This is a genomic window from Heyndrickxia acidiproducens DSM 23148 (genome assembly GCF_000374345.1).
GTDB classification, from domain to species: domain Bacteria; phylum Bacillota; class Bacilli; order Bacillales; family Bacillaceae_C; genus Weizmannia; species Weizmannia acidiproducens.
Genome location: NZ_KB894026.1, coordinates 1 through 18325 on the forward strand (window position 1 = coordinate 1; position 18325 = coordinate 18325).

Consider the following 18325-nt stretch of genomic DNA (forward strand, 5'->3'; position numbering starts at 1 on the left):
GGAAGAGAGTACGCACAAGATTTTATTGGCTCAAGAAATTAGGGATCAATAAAAGTAAAGCTTGGGAATGGGCAAACACAAGAAAAGGCTACTGGAGAATTGCCGGCAGCCATATCTTAACCAGAACCTTAACAAACGAACTCTTCCGAAGAGCAAGGTATATAAGTTTTCTGGATTATTATCTGTCTGTAAGGTCGTAAACTTTAGAACCGCCGTGTACGGAACCGTACGCACGGTGGTGTGAGAGGTCGGCTAATCAAATAATGATTAGCCTCCTACTCGATTAAGAATAAAACCGTGTCCGTTATAATAATTCCTCAATTTTTTCAAGGATTTCTTTTTGGTATTTTTCAAGCGTATCCTCCGATATAATCTCTTTGTCATGTAATTTTACCAATTCGTGATATTGGTTATACAAGGCAGCCCGCTGTGCATCTTTCAGTTGTTCTTGCTTGATTTCGGGATGCAAAACATACAATTTCTGTAATAATTGATTATATTTTTTTAAATTTTCTTCTTCTATCCTTACCAGATCCAGGTAGTCGATGTCATGAATTAAAGAATGCTTTTTCAGATCTGTCCAGGTTTGAATCGCATTTTGGCTGATCGTTATGTTTGCGGCCAATTCTTCATATTCTCCGATGTGGCTGGCGTTTTCAATGATCCCCAATTTTTTTACGAGGGTTTTAATGGTAAGCCCCTGAAACAATAAGGAGAATAGCACAGCGCTGAAGGTAAGCACGATGATGTCTTCCCTGCCGGTAAAAGTGCGCGGCAGGCTTAATGCCAATGCGACCGATAAGCTTCCTTTTAATCCGCCATAGTTAAATAAGTGTTTCCAGCTAAGGGGAATCCGCTTCATCCATACCAGGCTCCCGTATACAGCAATGCTTCTCCCCAGCAGCACGAAGAGAATACCTGCGATGATCATCGCCCATTTTCCATCTGTTTGGATGGTCGCAAGCTCCAAGCCTACTATAAGAAAAATAACGGCATTGGCCATAAATGCAATGACGTCCCAAAAATTGTATATATTTAGTTTGGTAACGGACGACATTCCGATTTTTCCGCCGTAGTTCCCCAATACAAGACCTGCCAAAACAACTGCAATCACACCACTTACATGTAAAGTTTCCCCGAGCAAGTAGGAGCCGAAGAAAACAATTACAGAGATGGTAATTTCTAAGGGGTAACTGTCAATGTCTTTGATTGAAATGGATCCAAGATAGCCGATTAACAGCCCAACTATACAACCTCCCACAGCAAACTTTAAAAATAACAACAGACCGTTTCCAAAGCCTAATGCGCCCATTTCAATATAGGAAACTAAATAAACAGAAGAGATTTGAAAGAGAACAACACCAATTCCGTCATTAAACAAGCTTTCGCCTTCTATAATTGCGCTAATTTTTTTGTTCAAATGCAGCGGTTTGAAAATTTGCAGTACGCTGATTGGATCGGTCGGGCTCATTAAGGCTGCAAATGTAAAAGCAACAGCCACAGGCAATCCCAATAAATAAAAGCTGGATAATCCGACGAATAAAAAAGTGATCAGGGTACCGCCGATGGCAAGGGCAAGAATGGGAGTTTTATTTTCCCGCAGCTGCGAGAACGGCAGCTTCAAGGCCGCTTCCCCCAGTAGTGCCGGAAGGAAAATGGAGATTACAAAGATTTGGAAGACTTCCGAGTTTGTAATAAAATCTTTTGTTGCTTCAAAAAAAGGAACTTGAAACCAGCCCAACACTAGTCCTATAAAGACCAGGGGAATGCTGTATGGCTTTTTTCTAAAGTAAGCAATGGATGCAACTCCGACACTGACGATTAGCAGTATAACTAGCTGGATCATCATATTGTTAAATTCATGTACATGAAGGCTTTCCATCACTTTATTACCTCCACTTTAGCTGGTGCTGTTTGATTTTAGTGACCGCTATTGTTATTATTTGCAAATTTTTTATGATGACTCAATCATTACTGTCACAATAATATTCTGCCCCGAAAGTAAAAAAACTCCCGCACTTTGCCGGCGGAAGTTTCTTTTCATTGCGTGAAGATAAAGTAAAACTGCCATCCGTGAAGGTTTTTCTCATCACCACGGACGGTTAGGTGAACCAATCGGAACTATACTGGCAGTTGACCTCCCGCCTATCTTCTTGTTCTTCAATCTTGAGGCGGGAATCATACTGCCCGTTATGCCGGAATTGGTTTTTTATAAACAAGATACTGATAGGTAACTACATTGTTAATACTTTCAATGGTGGTCAATCGTTGCAGTAGTACGGCTGACAAGATTCGTTTTTGCTTATTCGGCTTTCGCCTGCTTTAGTTGATTCTGTTGTTTTACGTGTTTGGTTGCGTAAAGAGACTGATCTTTTTTAAAAACCTTGAAAATCGCAAACATCATGATAAGCAGGATCAAGGTAAAAGGTAGTGCTGAAACAAGTGAAGCGGTTTGCAGGCCGTTCAAACCGCTACTCAACAGCAGCACGGTTGCTATCGCGCTAATGAGCAACCCCCAAATAATGCGGCTGCGAATAGGCGGATTTAAATTCCCTTTGCTTGTCATGCTGCTGACAATATAAACAGCGGAATCTGCAGATGTGATCAAAAATGTGAAGATTAGTATGATCGTATAAATAGAACTAACTGAAGAAAAAGGTAATTGTTCAAATGTTGTAAATAACGCACTTGTTATGTCAGCGGAAACGGCTCCCGCAATATTTGCACCTTCAAAAAGATCCATGTGAAGGGCAGTGCCGCCAAATACGGCAATCCACATTAATGCAACAGCAGGCGGAGCAACCATGACACCAAGAATAAATTCACGAACAGTTCTCCCCCTTGAGACACGAGCAACGAACGCTCCAACAAAAGGTGACCAAGCAATCGCCCATGCCCAATAGAATACAGTCCATTTTTGTACCCATGTATCTCCTGAGTAAGGATTTAACCTTAGACTATAGCTGACAAAGTTTGTTATATAATCACCGATGCCGGTTATGAACGTATCCAAAATGAAGACTGTCGGGCCTGTCAAAAAAACAAATAGCATCAAAGCCAAGGCAGCACCCAAGTTTAAGTTACTTAGCCATTTAATGCCTTTATTGACACCGGTGGTTGAGGAAAGGATAAAAAGCAGTGTCATTACTGCAATAATGGCAATCTGTGTCCAAATCGTATCAGGTGTTCCGAAAGTATATTTCAACCCGCCGTTTATTTGCATAATGCCTAAACCGAGCGAAGTTGCAACACCCATGACAGTTGCGACGACAGCAAAAATGTCAATCGCATTTTTAACAGGCTTTTGGTGTTTTTTTGTTTTGATCATGGAATCAAGAGCTGTTGAGATCAGTCCGTCTTTCTTCTTTCGGAATTGATTATAGGCAATTAACAAACCGACAATGGCGAATACGCTCCATTGGCTAATGCCATAATGGAAAAATGAATACCCCATGGCGACTCTTGCCGCTTGCTGAGACTGTGGTTCCAAATCATGGAATGGAGGTGTGGCGAAGTGTGTCATTGGCTCACCAATACCGTAAAAGACAAGGGCAATTCCAAATCCTGCAGAAAACAGCATCCCGATCCAAGTGAACAAAGAATATTCCGGACGTTCATCTTCACCGTCCAAACGGATCTTTCCGTACTTGCTGAAAACCAAAAAAATCAAAAATATTGAAAATAAAAATATGGATATTAAATAGAGCCAGCCAAATGAAGAAGTGGTGAAGTTTAAAACTGCATTAGCTCCTTTCGCGAAAGCAGAAGGGGAAACTGCTCCAATTAAGACAAACATGGAAACAATAGTAGTGGAAATCCAAAATACACCATTCATTTTTTTTGTTTTGAAATTCATCAACTCTTCCTTTCATTATAATTTTGGCAAATAAAATGCGTGAAAAACAAAGAACGGTTCTTATGCTGTATGGGGTTTTTAAAAGTAATGGCTTAATGGAAAGGTGAAGGGGAGCCATCCAAAAAAATAGACATCACGATTGTTTCACAATGCACAGGATCATGATTTGATAATCTTGCGTGTGGATGTTTTTATATGTGTTCTGGATTATTTTTCATACTTACGCAATGCGTTCAACCCTTTACAAAGACTTAATAATTGCATCATTGCCAAGTCCTCATTTACAGTCTTGCCGTAAAGAAGCACCCCTTCTTTCGTAAAGAGCTTACGGAAGTATGAAAAACAATTCAAGGTTTTCCGGATAAGTCAAGTACTTTTAACCCGCTGATAAAATTATTAAAGCCGCCTTTTTTAATTATGTTAACAAAACATAAACCGTAAATCCAGTTATTTGTCGATTTTGTCTGAATAATAGCACTTACGGTACTGATGGGATGTCTTCGATTGTCAAAAAAAACTCAATTCGTTTATACTATTTTATAAAAATTTTATAGGAAGGTTTAGCTTTTTTACTATCAGGGTATGGAGTATCGGTTAAAGCTTGTTATAATGAAAAATAAACTAAGCTGCAGTACATAAAAGGCGGGGGAAGACATATGGGTTTCAAAAAGAAACAATTTATCGGTTTCGGCGTGATTATTGCATTTATATTCGTATTGGCCATTGTTGTTTTAACTTTAATGAGCCATATGAAAAGCAATATGTCTGAAGTTGTGGAAGACCGTTATCAAAAAGTAAAATCCGCCAACCGGATTCAGTTGTTGTTTTCACAATCAGACCGCGAAATCCTTTATTTGATAAATAGCGAAAATGAGGAAGATTCTAATCAAAGGATACAAAGCATTAACAGCAACCGGAAAAAAATTATAGCCGAAATGAATCAATTGGCAAATGCGGTGAACAAGAACCAGGCACAGGGTGTTCTTGCTCAAATTCAGACTCAATACGATTCCTATACAAGTACAGAGAAGGAGATTATCAAAAACATACATAACCATAAAACCGTGCCGGAAAATCTCTTGTCGGATTACCAGCAAAAAAGAGATGGATTAACAGCAAATATCAGCAAGTTTAAAAGTTTTCAAGAGAAGCTGATGAACGAAGCAATGAAGAATGCGAACCGGCTGGAGAAAGAAATGATGCAGCTGATTTTCGCAGCGGCAGCTTTTATAATCATCGTTTTGATTCTCCTCGCCTATTGGATTATTACGGGTACCGTAAACCATTTAAACAAGATTATAAAAGTAATGTCACAAATCAACTTTAGTGACCTGACGTCGCTCCCAAGGATTCAAGTAACAACCGATGATGAAATCGGCCAGATCGGGCATGCTTTCAACGAAATGGCCGCTTCACTTGAGCAGGCAAGCAAAAAAGAAAAAAATTATATTAACCAGATATCGGAGCAGACCTGGATGCAGACAAAGCTGGCGGAAATGGCGACAATGTACCAGAACATTACGCATATCCATACGCTTGCTGAACGCTTTATGAAGAAAGCCACTCCGATTATGGGGGCTTCGATGGGTGCTTTTTATCTGAAAAGGGCTGAAAATGGTAAAGCAGCGTTCCAAAAAATAGCTGCGTATGCAGAAGACCGGCAAAATCCGGGCAGGGAACAATTTTCTTATGGCGAAGGGCTGATCGGACAATGCGCCCTCGAAAAACGGAGCCAGCTGATTGCTGATGTCCCGGAAGATTATGCGCTGATTACCTCGGGGCTCGGCGAAGTGAAGCCGCGCAGCCTGCTCATCATGCCGGTGATTTATGAGGACGAGGTGCTGGCTGTATTGGAACTGGCCAGCATGAAAAAATTCACGCCGATCCAGCTTGAATTATTCAAGCAAATGCTGCATACGCTCGGGATGTCGGTTAACAATGTATTAAGCAGAATGAAAGTCGAAAGGCTGCTGAAAGAATCGCAAAGGATGACAGAAGAGCTGCAGGCGCAGTCTGAGGAACTGCAATCCCAGTCTGAAGAAATGCAGTCACAGTCAGAGGAACTGCAATCCCAGTCTGAGGAACTGCGCATGATCAATGAACAATTGGAAGAACGTACAAGGGATGCAGAGAAAAAGACGCGCGACCTTGAACAAACAAAGAAAGAACTCGAAGAAAAAGCAGCACAGCTTATCCAAAGTTCCCAATACAAATCCGAATTTCTGGCCAATATGTCGCATGAGTTGAGAACACCGCTGAACAGTATTCTGCTGCTTTCGGAAATGCTGTCTGAAGAATCGGCAGACGGCAATTTGACCGAAGAACAAATAGAATTTGCACGAGTCATCCATTCTTCCGGAAGCGATTTGTTGAATTTGATCAACGATATCCTTGATTTGTCCAAAGTAGAAGCTGGAAAAATGGAAATCATGATCGAAGAAATGAATACCCGGGAACTGCCGGTGTATGTCGGCAACCATTTTGCCTATTTAGCAGAGCAAAAGGGGCTCGAACTGGTTATTGATGTCGATGACAATGTACCGGATTTGATTTACACAGATGAACAAAGGCTGCGGCAGATAGTAAAAAATCTCCTCTCCAATGCCGTCAAATTTACCGAAAAAGGAACGGTTTCCTTTAGAATGCGCAAAGCAAGTGCAGAAAAGGCCGGTAAATATGTCAAAACAGAAGGTTCCGATTACTGGCTTGAAGTCACGGTTGAAGATTCAGGCATCGGCATACCAAAGCAGAAACAGCAAGTAATTTTTGAAGCATTCCAGCAAGGCGACGGGGCAACCGGCCGCAAATACGGCGGTACAGGCCTCGGGCTATCGATCTGCCGCGAATTTGCCCGCCTGCTCGGAGGAAGCATCCAACTCGAAAGCACAGCCGGAAAAGGCAGCACCTTTACTTTATATATTCCGAGCCTGCCAAATGGCCTGATTGCGACAGAAGAAGTATACAGCACGCAAAACGAGGTAGCACCGGCCTTAATGAACGAAACCGATGCATCCGCTCAGGCCCCGGCTGCAAGTGACACGCCGGCAGAAGAAAACAATAAATCCGCTTTTTCAAACAAAACCGTGTTGATTTGCGATGATGATAAGCGGAACATTTTTGCCCTCCAAAAGGCATTGACAAAAGAGGGGATGAATGTCCTGACTTCACAGAATGGTTTGGAATGCCTTGAAATCCTGGACAACCATGATGAAGTTGATGTCGTGTTGATGGATATTATGATGCCGGGGATGGACGGATATGAAACGATGCAGAGAATCCGTGCCAGCGAAAACTACACAGAGATGCCGATTATCGCGCTGACAGCCAAAGCAATGAAGGGCGACAGGCAGAAATGCCTTGATGCAGGTGCGACTGATTACATCAGCAAACCTTTGAAAATTGACCAGTTGTTATCAGTCATGCGCGTATGGTTAACATAAACGGAATAGGCAAAAGTATTGAAAGAAGTGGGAGCCTTGTGAAAAAGAACGAACTAACAGAAGAAGAAATCAATAAGCTTGAAATTGATATCCTTCTCTTTGCAATCTACCGGATCTCAGGGTACGATTTCCGTCAATATGCCCGCTCATCTGTTAAAAGAAGAATCATGCACCGGATGAGGCTGGAGAGTCTGCCAAGCATCAGCGCTTTAACAGAAAAAGTGATCCATGAACCGGACTTTCTCGAAGTGGTATTGAATGACTTGTCGATCAATGTAACGGAAATGTTCAGGGATCCGAGTTTCTTCCTGGCTTTTCGGGAGAAAGTGGTTCCGCATTTAAAAACATACCCGGAGATCCGGATCTGGCATGCGGGCTGTTCTTCCGGGGAAGAAGCCTATTCGATGGCAATTCTGCTGGAAGAAGAAGGGCTTTATAATAGAACAAGAATCTATGCGACAGACATGAATGCAAGGGTGCTTCGCCAGGCGGAAGCAGGCGCTTTTTCACTCAATAAAATGCAAACCTATACGAAAAATTATTTTCAGGCCGGCGGCAAGCGCGAATTCTCACAGTATTATACAACGGACTCCGTAAATGCCTATTTTCATCCGTCCCTTACCGAAAATATGGTGTTTGCCCAGCATAATCTTGTAACGGACAGTTCGTTTAATGAGTTTCATGTTATCATTTGCCGAAATGTCATGATTTATTTTAACCACGATCTGCAGAAAAAAGTGTTTCATTTATTTGATGAAAGCTTAAGCAGCCGGGGATTTTTGGGACTTGGCCATAAGGAAACGCTGCGGACGATGGATACAGAAGGGAAATATATACTTTTTAGCCGGGAAGAAAAAATTTATCAAAAAAAAGGCTAATCGGCTTCTCCCCTTTCTTGAAGGGCGAAGAAGGCGATTAGCCTTTTTGCTTTCTCTGAAAAGCCAACGGTCCGGGCAACCTGGCCGTTAGTGCGTTCGGATGATACAAGTTCCGTTTTGACAGGGATACTTGAACGCCTTCTTTAGCGTGTCTGCACAAGTATCACACACATATCATCAGGCTGCTGTTCCTGCAACTCTTTCGGCAGGATTACATCAAGCGGGTTCCGGGCTTTTTCAGGGACCCATGGCGATGATGCGAGCTGTTCGAGACCTTTCAGCCCATCTGTCTGACTCGTGTCCAAAGCTTCCATGACACCGTCTGTAAACATCAGCAGCTGCAGGCTTGATGTGTAACGGAGCACCTGCTTTTTTACCTGAAGATGCGGGAAAAAGCCGACTGCACAGCTTCCCTCCTGCAGGGCGGTAACATTTTGGTTATCGACAAGTGCAAAAGCAGGGGGATGTCCGGCATTGACATATTCTACCGTTTTATTCACGCAGTCAATTACGAGGTAAATCGCCGTGAAATAGTGCTGCAGGCTGGTGCCGTCATTATTTAAGTAGCGCATCAGCTTGTTGAGTTCCGGCATTACGATTTCGGGATCAATTTTTTGCTGCATTAAATCCCTCAGTTTCGATGAAATAAACATGCAGACAAGCGATGCCGAAATCCCGTGCCCCATGACATCCAGCAGCATAATGGCGTAGCGGCCGTCATCGGTTTTGTGCCAGTAATAGAGATCACCCGCCAGTTTATTGGCTGGCTTATAAGAAGAGGTAATGGCAATGCAATTCTCCTCAAGCGGCGCGCTTAACAAGGTACGCTGGACCTGGGTGGCCAGGTCCAGTTCATCTTTAATCTTTTTTTCCTGTTCGATATGCCAGTCTTTTTCAGCTTTCAAACGAATGGCCACATGGATGCGTGCAATCAGCTCGACTTTATTGATTGGTTTTGTGATATAGTCAGTGCCGCCCGCCCCGAGTGCCTCTGCCAATTTTTGCGAATCGTCCAGGGCCGTCAAAAAAATAACCGGGATATCCCGGAAACGCGGCGATTGCTGTAATATCCTGCAGGCTTCAATTCCGTCAATTTCAGGCATCATGATATCCATTAAGATACAATCTGCAGGTACTTTTGGCGCATGTTCATTATCCAGGTGCAGGTAATTGAATAATTCGTTTGCGGAAGTAAAAGATAGGTACTGGGTGAAACCAGCATTTTTTAAAATATTTTCTATTACAAATAAATTTACTTTATGATCGTCGACGATTAAAATTGTCATGATTCTACCCCTTAATAGCTGTGTAAAATTCCCTGTATTTCATGTTTAACTCTTATTATACAGAAAGTGGGGGGATGAGAAAATAAATAAACCCGCATCCTTCCGTAAAAAAGTTCTTTTATTCAGGTGTATTTTTCGCAAAATCCGGGCTGAGCGATTACAATAGAATCATGAAGACAGGATAGGGAGGTTTTGTAATGCAAGATTTACAATCAGTAGAAGCATTCCATGAACAAATCAATAACGGGAAGCATATATATATGTTTTCAGCCGGCTGGTGCCCGGACTGCCGTTTTATCGAGCCGTTTATGCCGGAAGTGGAAGAAAAGTACAACGATTATACTTTCGTTCATATTGACCGCGATAAATTTATCGATCTGTGCGGGGAATTGAACGTGTTTGGCATTCCAAGTTTTATTGCCTACCGGGACGGGAAGGAAATCGGCCGCTTTGTAAGCAAGGACAGAAAAACAAAAGAAGAAATTGAGAACTTTATCGAAGGCCTGGCATAAGCCACAAAATCCTCCATCTTCGGGTGGAGGTTTTTTCAAAAGGCGGTGAATCAAAAATGAAAATGGACACAAAGCAAATGCGGAAAGAATTGCAGAAAAGGCTGCAAAAAGACGGCAGAACGTTTTCCTATGACCGTGATAAGGACGTACTGCGCATTGAAAATACGTATACACATCGGGGGCTGAGCGTTTCATTACCTGAAATTGTCGCGAAATGGAACGACCGGAAAGAAGAAGCAATCGAGGAAGTCGTTTACTATGTGGAAGAAGCGCTGAATGTGATGGGGAAAAAACATTCACTGTCCGGGCAGGAACGAAATATCTTTCCTGTCATCCGTTCGACCTCTTTTCCCGGGGAGGCCCGTGAAGGTGTGCCGTTTTTGGCAGATGAGCATACGGCGGAAACACGGATTTACTATGCGCTGGACTTGGGCATGACCTACCGGCTGATTGACCTTAAACTATTGGAAGAGGAGGGCTGGAGCGCCGAATATGTCCGGGAAGTTGCCCGTTTCAATTTGCGTTCGCTTCCGACTGAACTGAAAAAGGACACGGTCGCCGGAAATGATTTTTATTTTTTGAATACAAATGACGGGTATGACGCGAGCCGGATTTTAAATGAAAAGTTTTTAAAAAAAATGGAGCAAAAGATCAAAGGGGAAATGGTTGTTGCAGTCCCCCACCAGGATGTACTGATCATAGGTGACATTCAAAACGAAACAGGGTATGATGTAGTAGCACAAATGACAATGAGTTTCTTTGCGGGCGGCCACGTGCCGATTACAGCCCTGTCTTTTTTGTACAAAGACGGCGGGCTTGAGCCCATTTTTATTATGGGTAAAAACCGCAAATCGTGAAAGGAGCAAGTTTGGAATGAATGTTTTTTACAACCGTGAAGGAATCGGCGACACATTGATTGTAATGATCAAAGATGTGGAACACCGCACTTTTGAAAAAAAGGGGAACGTTGCCCGTATTTTTGATGAACATACAAATGAAACAGCCGGGTACAATATTTTTCAGGCTTCAAAATATGTGGACGTAAACGCAAACGGGCTGGTTGCTTTGACAGAAGAATTGACAGGCAGACTGAACGAAATTTTGGCGGAAAACGGTTTTGATGAAAAACTGGAAGCCGATTTATCCCAGAAATTTGTTGTTGGGCTTGTAAAAGAAAAAGTGAAGCATCCTGATTCAGATCACTTGAGCATTTGCCAGGTGGACATCGGTCAGGAAAGCTTGCAAATCGTTTGCGGGGCGCCCAATGTGGACAAGGGCCAAAAGGTGGTCGTTGCAAAAACCGGAGCCGTTATGCCAAGCGGGACGATCATAAAAGATGCAGTGCTGCGCGGCGTTGCTTCCAGCGGGATGATCTGTTCCGCCCGCGAGCTGGCGCTGCCGAACGCGCCGCAAAAAAGGGGCATCCTCGTTTTGGACGATGCCGAATATCAAACAGGCCAGGCTTTCCCTTTGCCTGCCAAATAAAAAAAGGCCACGGCCGCTAAGCGCCCGTGGCCTTATTAGGATTAGCGGCCGTTTGGAAAAACACGTTGGATCGTGTCGTTAAATTGGTTGAAGAACCCGGAAATCGGGCGGCCGTCCTGGATGTCGTTCACATAGTCGTTCATTTGGTCAAAGAAATCCGGATTTTCGGAAATATACACATCATTCACGGATTTATCCGTATCTTTTACGACCTTTTCAATTTTATTTTTCAGTTGCCTCGTCAATTTATCGTTGTTCTGGTTTCTGCCGAGCAATACCGCCACATAGGCGTTGTCATCCGTAACAATGACGTTCGCTCTGTCAATTTCTTTCATATCCGCAACACGGCGGGCTACTTTATTGGCAACCCTTACCTGCTGGTTGTTGCCGACATTGCCATTGTTTCCATTATTACCATTGTCGGCGTTGTTGAAGTTATTGCCGTTATCGCCATTTATTCCGTTATTGCCGTTGTTCCCGTTATTGCCATTGTTCACCAGGTCTGGATTGTTGTTTGTGTCATTGTTATCAGGATTACGATAACCGACATTATTGTATCTTACATCATTATCGTCTGCCGTGTTATTGTAACGTACAGGGCGTGTATTGTTATTATTGTCTAGACCGTTGTTGCCATCATTATTACAGCCGACAAGCAGTGAGGACGCCAGCCCGATGCTGAGAAACGCTTTTGTGATGTTCAAATTGCCTAGCCTCCTTTAAGTGTAATCAATATATAATGTTCCAAACACCGGATTTTTTATGCTCCTTCATTACAAAACGCCCGCTGTAAAAAAATCCCTCGAAAAACATGGTTTTCATTTGTATAATAAAGGTTGACCGTATTTTTTATTTACAATACGATTCACGAAATGAGCATGAGAAAGAGTGATAAATGTGAATTGGTTTAAAAAAATATCTAATTTATTTAAAGAAGAGGACGAGCAGGAAGAAAAGAAAATTGAACATACAGATCAGCCGTCTTTTCCGGCTTCCAATAAAATGGATGCACGTGTGTCTTATCAATACCCGAAAGCGAATTTCCGTTTTCCTGCTATTCCGGATCGGGCAGAACCGGTGCGTCCTAAACATACACCGCCAGTGAAAAAACACGAGAGCACCCCCGCCCCCAAAAAACCGGAGCAGCCGGAAACTCCCTATCCGTCCGGAAAAGTCGGGCAGAAAGGAAGCCAGCCATTTCGGCCAACCCATATTCCTTCGCCAATTTACGGATTTAGACGGCCTGAACCCGGACCGCCTCCTGAAGAAGAAGCGGTACTTGAATATGAACTTTCGGATGACTACCAACACGATATTCAATTACTGAATTTGGAAGCAGCCTCCAGCCTGGAAATCAGTTCCGCCGAATCCGCAGCTGAAACGCTTGAACCGGAGAAACAAGCAAGACCGCAGCCACCGATAGAAGCAGATCCTGTTTTCTGTGAAAAAACACCTCCGGCAGCAATTGAAATTGATTCTATTTCAGATGAAGGAGCTATAGCAGAAACAGTAGCAGAATCAGACGGAAAGACAGCTCCGGCTACAGCAGAAGCAGCGTCCGAATCAGCAGGAGAAACAGCCCCGGCCGAATTTGAAACAGAAGCAGATTCAGAGGGGAAAGCAGCTGCTCCGGATGCACCGGAAACAGCATCTGAATCAGCAGAGGAAACCGCCCTGGCCGAATCCGAAACAGAAGCAGAATTAGACGGGAAAGCAGCTCCGGCTACAGCAGAAGCAGCACCTGAATTAACAGGAGAAACAGCCCCGGCCGAATCTGACACAGAAACGGAAACAGAGGGAAAAACAACCCCGGCTATAGCAGAAGCAGCGTCTGAATCAGGAGAAAAAGCGCAGGCTGGATCTGAAACAGAAACCGAAACAGACGGGGGAACAGTAACAGCGTCTGAATCAGCAGAGGGAACCGCCCCGGCTGCAAGTGGAACAGAATCTGTTCGTACCGGGGAAACAGGTCAGACCCCGGCTGCAGCAAATCGTACCAGGGAACAAGCGCCCAAAAGAGAAAGAAAGCATCTCCCGTTTAACGTATTAATGCTGAAACAGGACCGCAGAAAATTAGCGGCAAAACCCCGGGAAATGAACCCTGCACAGCAAACGGAAGCACAGACTGGCCGGACGGCAGAAAAAAGCGGCCAAGTCAATAAAGAAGAAGCCCCCGTGCAGCGGCCGGATTATTCGTTTCCACCGCTGGCACTGCTGGAACCACCGGTAAAGCAGGCGCACGATGCAGACTGGATAAACGAACAAAGCGAAACCCTTAACCGGGCGCTGGAGAATTTCAATGTCCGCGCCAAAGTGGTGAACGTCAGCCAGGGCCCGTCCGTCACCCGTTTTGAGGTGCAGCCGGAGCCGGGCGTGAAAGTCAATAAAATTACAAACTTGAATGATGACTTAAAACTGAGCCTGGCCGCGAAGGATATAAGGATAGAAGCGCCAATTCCGGGCAAGCACACGGTGGGCATTGAAATTCCAAATGTAAAAAGCCGCCCGGTCCGCCTGAGTGAAATCATCGGTGATGCGGCATTCCAAAACCGCCCGTCCCCGCTGACCGTTGCAATGGGGCTTGATATTTCCGGAAAACCGATTGTCACCGATCTGCAAAAAATGCCGCACGGACTCATTGCCGGCGCAACCGGATCCGGGAAAAGTGTTTGCATCAATTCCATCCTCATCTCCCTCCTGTATAAAGCAACACCGCAGGAACTGAAGTTGTTGATGATTGACCCGAAAATGGTGGAATTGGCGCCTTATCATGATATCCCGCATCTGGTGAGCCCGGTTATTACTGACGTCAAAATGGCGACGGCCGCGCTGAAATGGGCGGTTGAAGAAATGGATCGGCGGTACGAGTTATTTGCCCACGAGCGCGTCCGTGATATTCACCGTTTCAATGAATTGGCTGAAGCATCGCGGTCTTTTGCCGATAAGCTGCCTTATATCGTTATTGTGATTGATGAACTGGCAGATTTAATGATGACCTCACCGGCGGATGTTGAAGATGCAATTTGCAGGATTGCGCAAAAAGCCAGGGCATGCGGCATCCATTTGATGATCGCGACACAGCGTCCGAGCGTGGATGTGATCACCGGCTTAATCAAGGCGAATATCCCGACCCGCATTGCATTTTCGGTTTCTTCCCAGGTTGATTCACGGACAATTATTGATACGGGCGGTGCTGAAAAATTGCTTGGCAAAGGCGATATGCTCTTTTTGGAAAACGGCTCTTCAAAACCAGTCCGGCTTCAGGGGACATTTGTTACAGACCAGGAAATTGATGAAATCGTCAGCCATGCCAGGCAAACAGCGGAGCCTTCTTACTTGTTTGAACCTGAGGAATTAGTAAAGCATGCGCAAATGAACGAGGAGGAAGACGAGCTCTTTTTTGATGCTTGTGCGTTTGTAATTGAACAGGGCGGCGCGTCAACATCGCTGCTGCAGCGGAACTTCCGGATCGGCTATAACCGCGCCGCCCGCCTGGTGGACATGATGGAGCAGCAGGGCATTGTTTCAGAAGCAAAAGGAAGCAAACCGCGCGATATCCTAATGTCAAAAAATGAATTCCAAAAATTACAAGAAACCGGCACAACCATAAACTAAAAGCCCCTAATAGGAAAACAAAATACTGGCAACGATAATAAAGAAAAGCGGAGGGCGCTTGCCCATCGGCGTACGGATTTCATGGACCGCGACTGAGATATAGGAAACACGGCGAGGGACGAGCCGATGTTGACTTATCGCAGGGAGGGGGCCAAGAAATCCGCCAGCCGATAGCGCCTGCAGCTGGACAAAGAAAAGCGGAGGGCGCTTGCCCATCGGCGACAGGCAACTGAGCCGGCCCCAATGAAGTCCGCCCTTTGACTTCAATGGGCAGGACCAGTTGACCCGAGCCGATAGCGCCTGCAGCTGGACAAAGAAAAGCGGAGGGCGCTTGCCCATCGGCGACAGGCAACTGAGCCGGCCCCAATGAAGTCCGCCCTTTGACTTCAATGGGGCAGGACCAGTTGATCCGAGCCGATAGCGCCCGCAGCCGGATCCGGAAAAGTGGAGAAAAGTAAAACTAAAAGAGAAATTCTTTTTTTCATGTTCATGGCCTTCAAGAAATGCTATAATGAGTAAGCATGAATTTTTTCGGAAAAATGGGTAACGGTGCTGAAATTGAAAAAGTCACCTGCCCGCCACTAAAGCAAAAATGCGTGCAAAGCGCATTTTAGCAAACGATAGGTTTTTATCATATACTGCATACATATAGACAGTGTTGGAGGTTCTATTATGACTGTATACCATTTTGTAGGCATCAAGGGATCGGGCATGAGTGGATTGGCTCAAATTCTGCATGATATCGGATATCAAGTCCAAGGCTCGGACGTTGAAAAGTACTTTTTTACACAAAAACCATTGGAAGAAGCAGGCATCAAGATCATGCCCTTCAACCGTGAAAATATACAGCCGGGCCTGACCGTTATTGCCGGCAATGCATTTCCCGATACACATGAAGAAATCGACGAAGCATTAAAGCGCGGCATTCCAGTCATCCGCTACCATAAATTTCTGGGTGACTTTATCAGCAAATTCACAAGCATTGCCGTTACAGGCGCACACGGAAAAACTTCGACAACAGGATTGCTCGCACATATCATGCATGCGATCAAGCCTACTTCCTATTTAATCGGGGACGGTACAGGAAAAGGCGTGAAGAATGCGGAGTATTTTGTTTTTGAAGCATGCGAATACCGCCGCCATTTCCTTTCTTATTATCCGGATTATGCAATCATGACGAATATCGATTTCGACCATCCGGATTACTACGCCAATATTGATGATGTCTTTTCCGCTTTCCAGGAAATTGCCCTGCAGGTGAAAAAAGGCATTATTGCATATGGAGACGATGAACAGCTGCAAAAAATCCAGGCCAAAGTCCCTGTTCTCTTCTACGGCTTTGAAGAAGGAAATGACTTCCAGGCAAGAAACCTGGTAACCGAACCAACAGGAACAAAATTTGATGTTGTCGTGCGCAACAATTTTTACGGAACTTTTGAAATTCCTTCATTTGGAGACCATAATGTCCTGAACGCGCTTGGCGTCATCGCCTTATGCCAATACGAGGGCATCGAAAAAGAAGCAGTGCAGGAACATTTAAAAACCTTCCACGGGGTAAAACGCCGCTTTACGGAAGAAGAAATCGGCACACAAATTATTGTGGATGACTATGCCCACCATCCGACTGAAATCAAAGCAACGATTGACACGGCCCGAAAAAAGTATCCGGAACGGGAACTGGTTGCCGTATTCCAGCCGCATACCTTTAGCCGTACCCAGGCATTTCTGAATGAATTTGCCGACAGCTTAAGTCTTGCTGACCGGGTATTTCTCTGCAATATTTTTGGATCGGCCCGTGAAAATCACGGAAAGCTGTCGATTGAAGACTTGCAGGCCAAAATCGAAGGCTCACACATTATAAAAGAAAATGACATGTCCCCGCTGCTTGCAATCGACAACAGCGTCATCCTGTTTATGGGTGCAGGCGACATTCAAAAATACCAAAAAGCATATGAAGAACTACTAATGAATCATGTCAATCAGTAATTTAAAAAAGGCGTTGTCCGGCGGCAGGTTGGACAACGCTTTTTTGATTCGTGGGAAGGAAACACGGGGTTTTCAAACCGTGATGAATTCCCACATCGCCTTAAGACAAACGTCTTTTGTTTGAATACATATAGTCTTTTCATAATGATTCCGGAGAATGATGTTAAATTCCAAAATGTTTCATTCCTAAAGTGCGCAGAAGCTTTCCAAAGTGGTATAAAGTGTTCCGGAACAGCGGTAAAGAAACAAAAGCCATGTCTAAACAAAAAAAGCAGAAAGTTTGTCAAGAAGTAAATAATTCCATTTAATATTTGGCGCCGGGCACGGAATATGAGAAAATAGACAAGAAGCGGATAAGTAAAGTGGAAAATCAGCAAGAAGGTTTGTTTAAGGCAGGCGATTTGGGGTAATTTTAATGTACATGGAGGTGGTTAAAAATGATTATTATACTTTACTTAAGTGTGGCACTTATCGCTGTCGCGTTTCTCATCCTGGTACTTAGCTTCACCAGAACCTTAAAATCGGTCAGTAAAACATTGGATAACTTATCTGAAACGGTTAAAGGATTGGAAGGACAGATGCATGGCGTAACAGGCGAGTCCACCAAGCTTTTGGAAAAAACCAATGTATTGGTAGAGGATATTGAACATAAGTCGGAAAGATTAAACAGCGTCGTATATGCTGTGGAGGATATCGGCGTTTCCGTCCAGCAGCTAAGCCAGTCGCTGCGCAAAGTCACAACAAGCATTACCTCTACCTTGAGCAAAAGGCAGGATAAAATTGCACAGGCTGTCCAGTGGGGAGCTGCACTGAAGGAAATTAAAGATAAATGGACAGATAAATCTTCCCACAAATCCCCAAAACAAAACGAAGCTTCGGCAGGGCACCCGGATTCAAAACCGCAGCCTCTGCTGGAAGAACCAATTCACGATGAAACACACAGGCCTTTAAGAAGAGTGAGAAATTCATAAGGAGCATTCCTGTTAGAAGGATTTTCGGGGACTTGAATAAAAAGAGCCCTCTTGGTATGATGCGGGGTGTCAAATCTGCAAGAATTGACCCCTAATTTGTAACCAAGGAGGACTCCATAATGGATTTTAAACAAAATCAGAAAATTAATCAAGTCACCGAACAAACACTTGTGGTGGGAATCGATATTGCCAAGCGGACACACTACGCTTGCTTTGTAGATGACCGCGGACGAGTGCTCCATAATTCATTTTCTGTGTCCCAAGCAAGAAATGGATTTGAACTGTTCTATCAACGC

13 protein-coding genes and 1 pseudogene are annotated in these 18325 nt (G+C 44.2%); 10 read left to right on the plus strand and 4 right to left on the minus strand.

Features of this window, described 5'->3' with window-relative positions; genetic code table 11:
- Positions 1-200 (plus strand): annotated as a pseudogene (locus C232_RS19585) (group II intron reverse transcriptase/maturase); the annotation flags it as partial.
- 104 nt (positions 201-304) lie between these two features.
- Here C232_RS19585 and C232_RS0115615 read toward each other — a convergent pair.
- The gene (locus C232_RS0115615) at positions 305-1882 is read right to left on the minus strand and encodes a cation:proton antiporter (protein ID WP_018665086.1); all 1578 of its coding nucleotides are present in this window, start codon (positions 1880-1882) and stop codon (positions 305-307) included.
- 420 nt (positions 1883-2302) lie between these two features.
- Positions 2303-3856, minus strand: coding sequence for a BCCT family transporter (locus C232_RS0115620; protein WP_018665087.1), 1554 nt, complete (start codon positions 3854-3856; stop codon positions 2303-2305).
- A 656-nt stretch (positions 3857-4512) separates the two neighbouring features.
- Here C232_RS0115620 and C232_RS0115625 point away from each other — a divergent pair.
- Both C232_RS0115625 and C232_RS0115630 read left to right on the plus strand, forming a co-directional pair.
- Positions 4513-7296, plus strand: a complete 2784-nt coding sequence (locus C232_RS0115625; protein ID WP_018665088.1) for an ATP-binding protein — start codon at positions 4513-4515, stop codon at positions 7294-7296.
- 38 nt (positions 7297-7334) lie between these two features.
- Positions 7335-8174 carry a CheR family methyltransferase gene (locus C232_RS0115630; protein WP_018665089.1) on the plus strand — a complete coding sequence of 280 codons (840 nt, stop codon included), beginning with the start codon at positions 7335-7337 and terminating at the stop codon, positions 8172-8174.
- 143 nt (positions 8175-8317) lie between these two features.
- Here the strand turns inward: C232_RS0115630 and C232_RS0115635 are convergent, their stop codons facing one another.
- Positions 8318-9460 carry a SpoIIE family protein phosphatase gene (locus C232_RS0115635; RefSeq protein WP_018665090.1) on the minus strand — a complete coding sequence of 381 codons (1143 nt, stop codon included), beginning with the start codon at positions 9458-9460 and terminating at the stop codon, positions 8318-8320.
- Between the two features lie 197 nt (positions 9461-9657).
- Here C232_RS0115635 and C232_RS0115640 point away from each other — a divergent pair, with 197 nt between their 5' ends.
- The 3 genes from C232_RS0115640 to ytpR all read left to right on the plus strand — a co-directional run bounded on the left by C232_RS0115640 (position 9658) and on the right by ytpR (position 11457).
- Positions 9658-9972 (plus strand): thioredoxin family protein, encoded by a 315-nt coding sequence (locus C232_RS0115640; protein ID WP_018665091.1) that lies wholly within the window; start codon positions 9658-9660, stop codon positions 9970-9972.
- 62 nt (positions 9973-10034) lie between these two features.
- Complete coding sequence (locus tag C232_RS0115645) at positions 10035-10829, plus strand: DUF1444 domain-containing protein (RefSeq protein ID WP_026314639.1); 795 nt, start codon at positions 10035-10037, stop codon at positions 10827-10829.
- A 16-nt stretch (positions 10830-10845) separates the two neighbouring features.
- Positions 10846-11457, plus strand: a complete 612-nt coding sequence (ytpR, locus tag C232_RS0115650) for a YtpR family tRNA-binding protein (RefSeq protein WP_018665093.1) — start codon at positions 10846-10848, stop codon at positions 11455-11457.
- 41 nt (positions 11458-11498) lie between these two features.
- On the opposite strand, the gene C232_RS0115655 is transcribed toward ytpR, so the two are convergent.
- Positions 11499-12161: a YhcN/YlaJ family sporulation lipoprotein gene (locus C232_RS0115655; protein WP_018665094.1), complete on the minus strand. Its 663-nt coding sequence runs from the start codon at positions 12159-12161 to the stop codon at positions 11499-11501.
- Between the two features lie 193 nt (positions 12162-12354).
- Between C232_RS0115655 and C232_RS0115660 the strand changes: the two genes are divergently transcribed.
- From C232_RS0115660 to C232_RS19590, 4 genes are all read left to right on the plus strand, one after another.
- Positions 12355-15072: a DNA translocase FtsK gene (locus tag C232_RS0115660; protein WP_018665095.1), complete on the plus strand. Its 2718-nt coding sequence runs from the start codon at positions 12355-12357 to the stop codon at positions 15070-15072.
- A 672-nt stretch (positions 15073-15744) separates the two neighbouring features.
- Complete coding sequence (gene murC, locus C232_RS0115675; RefSeq protein WP_018665098.1) at positions 15745-17058, plus strand: UDP-N-acetylmuramate--L-alanine ligase; 1314 nt, start codon at positions 15745-15747, stop codon at positions 17056-17058.
- A 437-nt stretch (positions 17059-17495) separates the two neighbouring features.
- Positions 17496-18029 carry a DUF948 domain-containing protein gene (locus C232_RS0115680; RefSeq protein ID WP_018665099.1) on the plus strand — a complete coding sequence of 178 codons (534 nt, stop codon included), beginning with the start codon at positions 17496-17498 and terminating at the stop codon, positions 18027-18029.
- A gap of 119 nt (positions 18030-18148) precedes the next feature.
- Positions 18149-18325, plus strand: a 177-nt coding sequence (locus tag C232_RS19590) for an IS110 family transposase (protein WP_018665100.1), incomplete at its 3' end; no start/stop codon positions are given.

Excerpts from the sequence above, each read along its gene's own strand:
- C232_RS0115615 (WP_018665086.1), bottom strand. The coding sequence starts at position 1,882 with ATGGAAAGCCTTCATGTACATGAATTTAACAATATGATGATCCAGCTA.
- C232_RS0115620 (WP_018665087.1), bottom strand. The coding sequence starts at position 3,856 with ATGAATTTCAAAACAAAAAAAATGAATGGTGTATTTTGGATTTCCACT.
- C232_RS0115625 (WP_018665088.1), top strand. The coding sequence starts at position 4,513 with ATGGGTTTCAAAAAGAAACAATTTATCGGTTTCGGCGTGATTATTGCA.
- C232_RS0115635 (WP_018665090.1), bottom strand. The coding sequence starts at position 9,460 with ATGACAATTTTAATCGTCGACGATCATAAAGTAAATTTATTTGTAATA.
- C232_RS0115640 (WP_018665091.1), top strand. The coding sequence starts at position 9,658 with ATGCAAGATTTACAATCAGTAGAAGCATTCCATGAACAAATCAATAAC.
- C232_RS0115645 (WP_026314639.1), top strand. The coding sequence starts at position 10,035 with ATGGACACAAAGCAAATGCGGAAAGAATTGCAGAAAAGGCTGCAAAAA.
- ytpR (WP_018665093.1), top strand. The coding sequence starts at position 10,846 with ATGAATGTTTTTTACAACCGTGAAGGAATCGGCGACACATTGATTGTA.
- murC (WP_018665098.1), top strand. The coding sequence starts at position 15,745 with ATGACTGTATACCATTTTGTAGGCATCAAGGGATCGGGCATGAGTGGA.
- C232_RS0115680 (WP_018665099.1), top strand. The coding sequence starts at position 17,496 with ATGATTATTATACTTTACTTAAGTGTGGCACTTATCGCTGTCGCGTTT.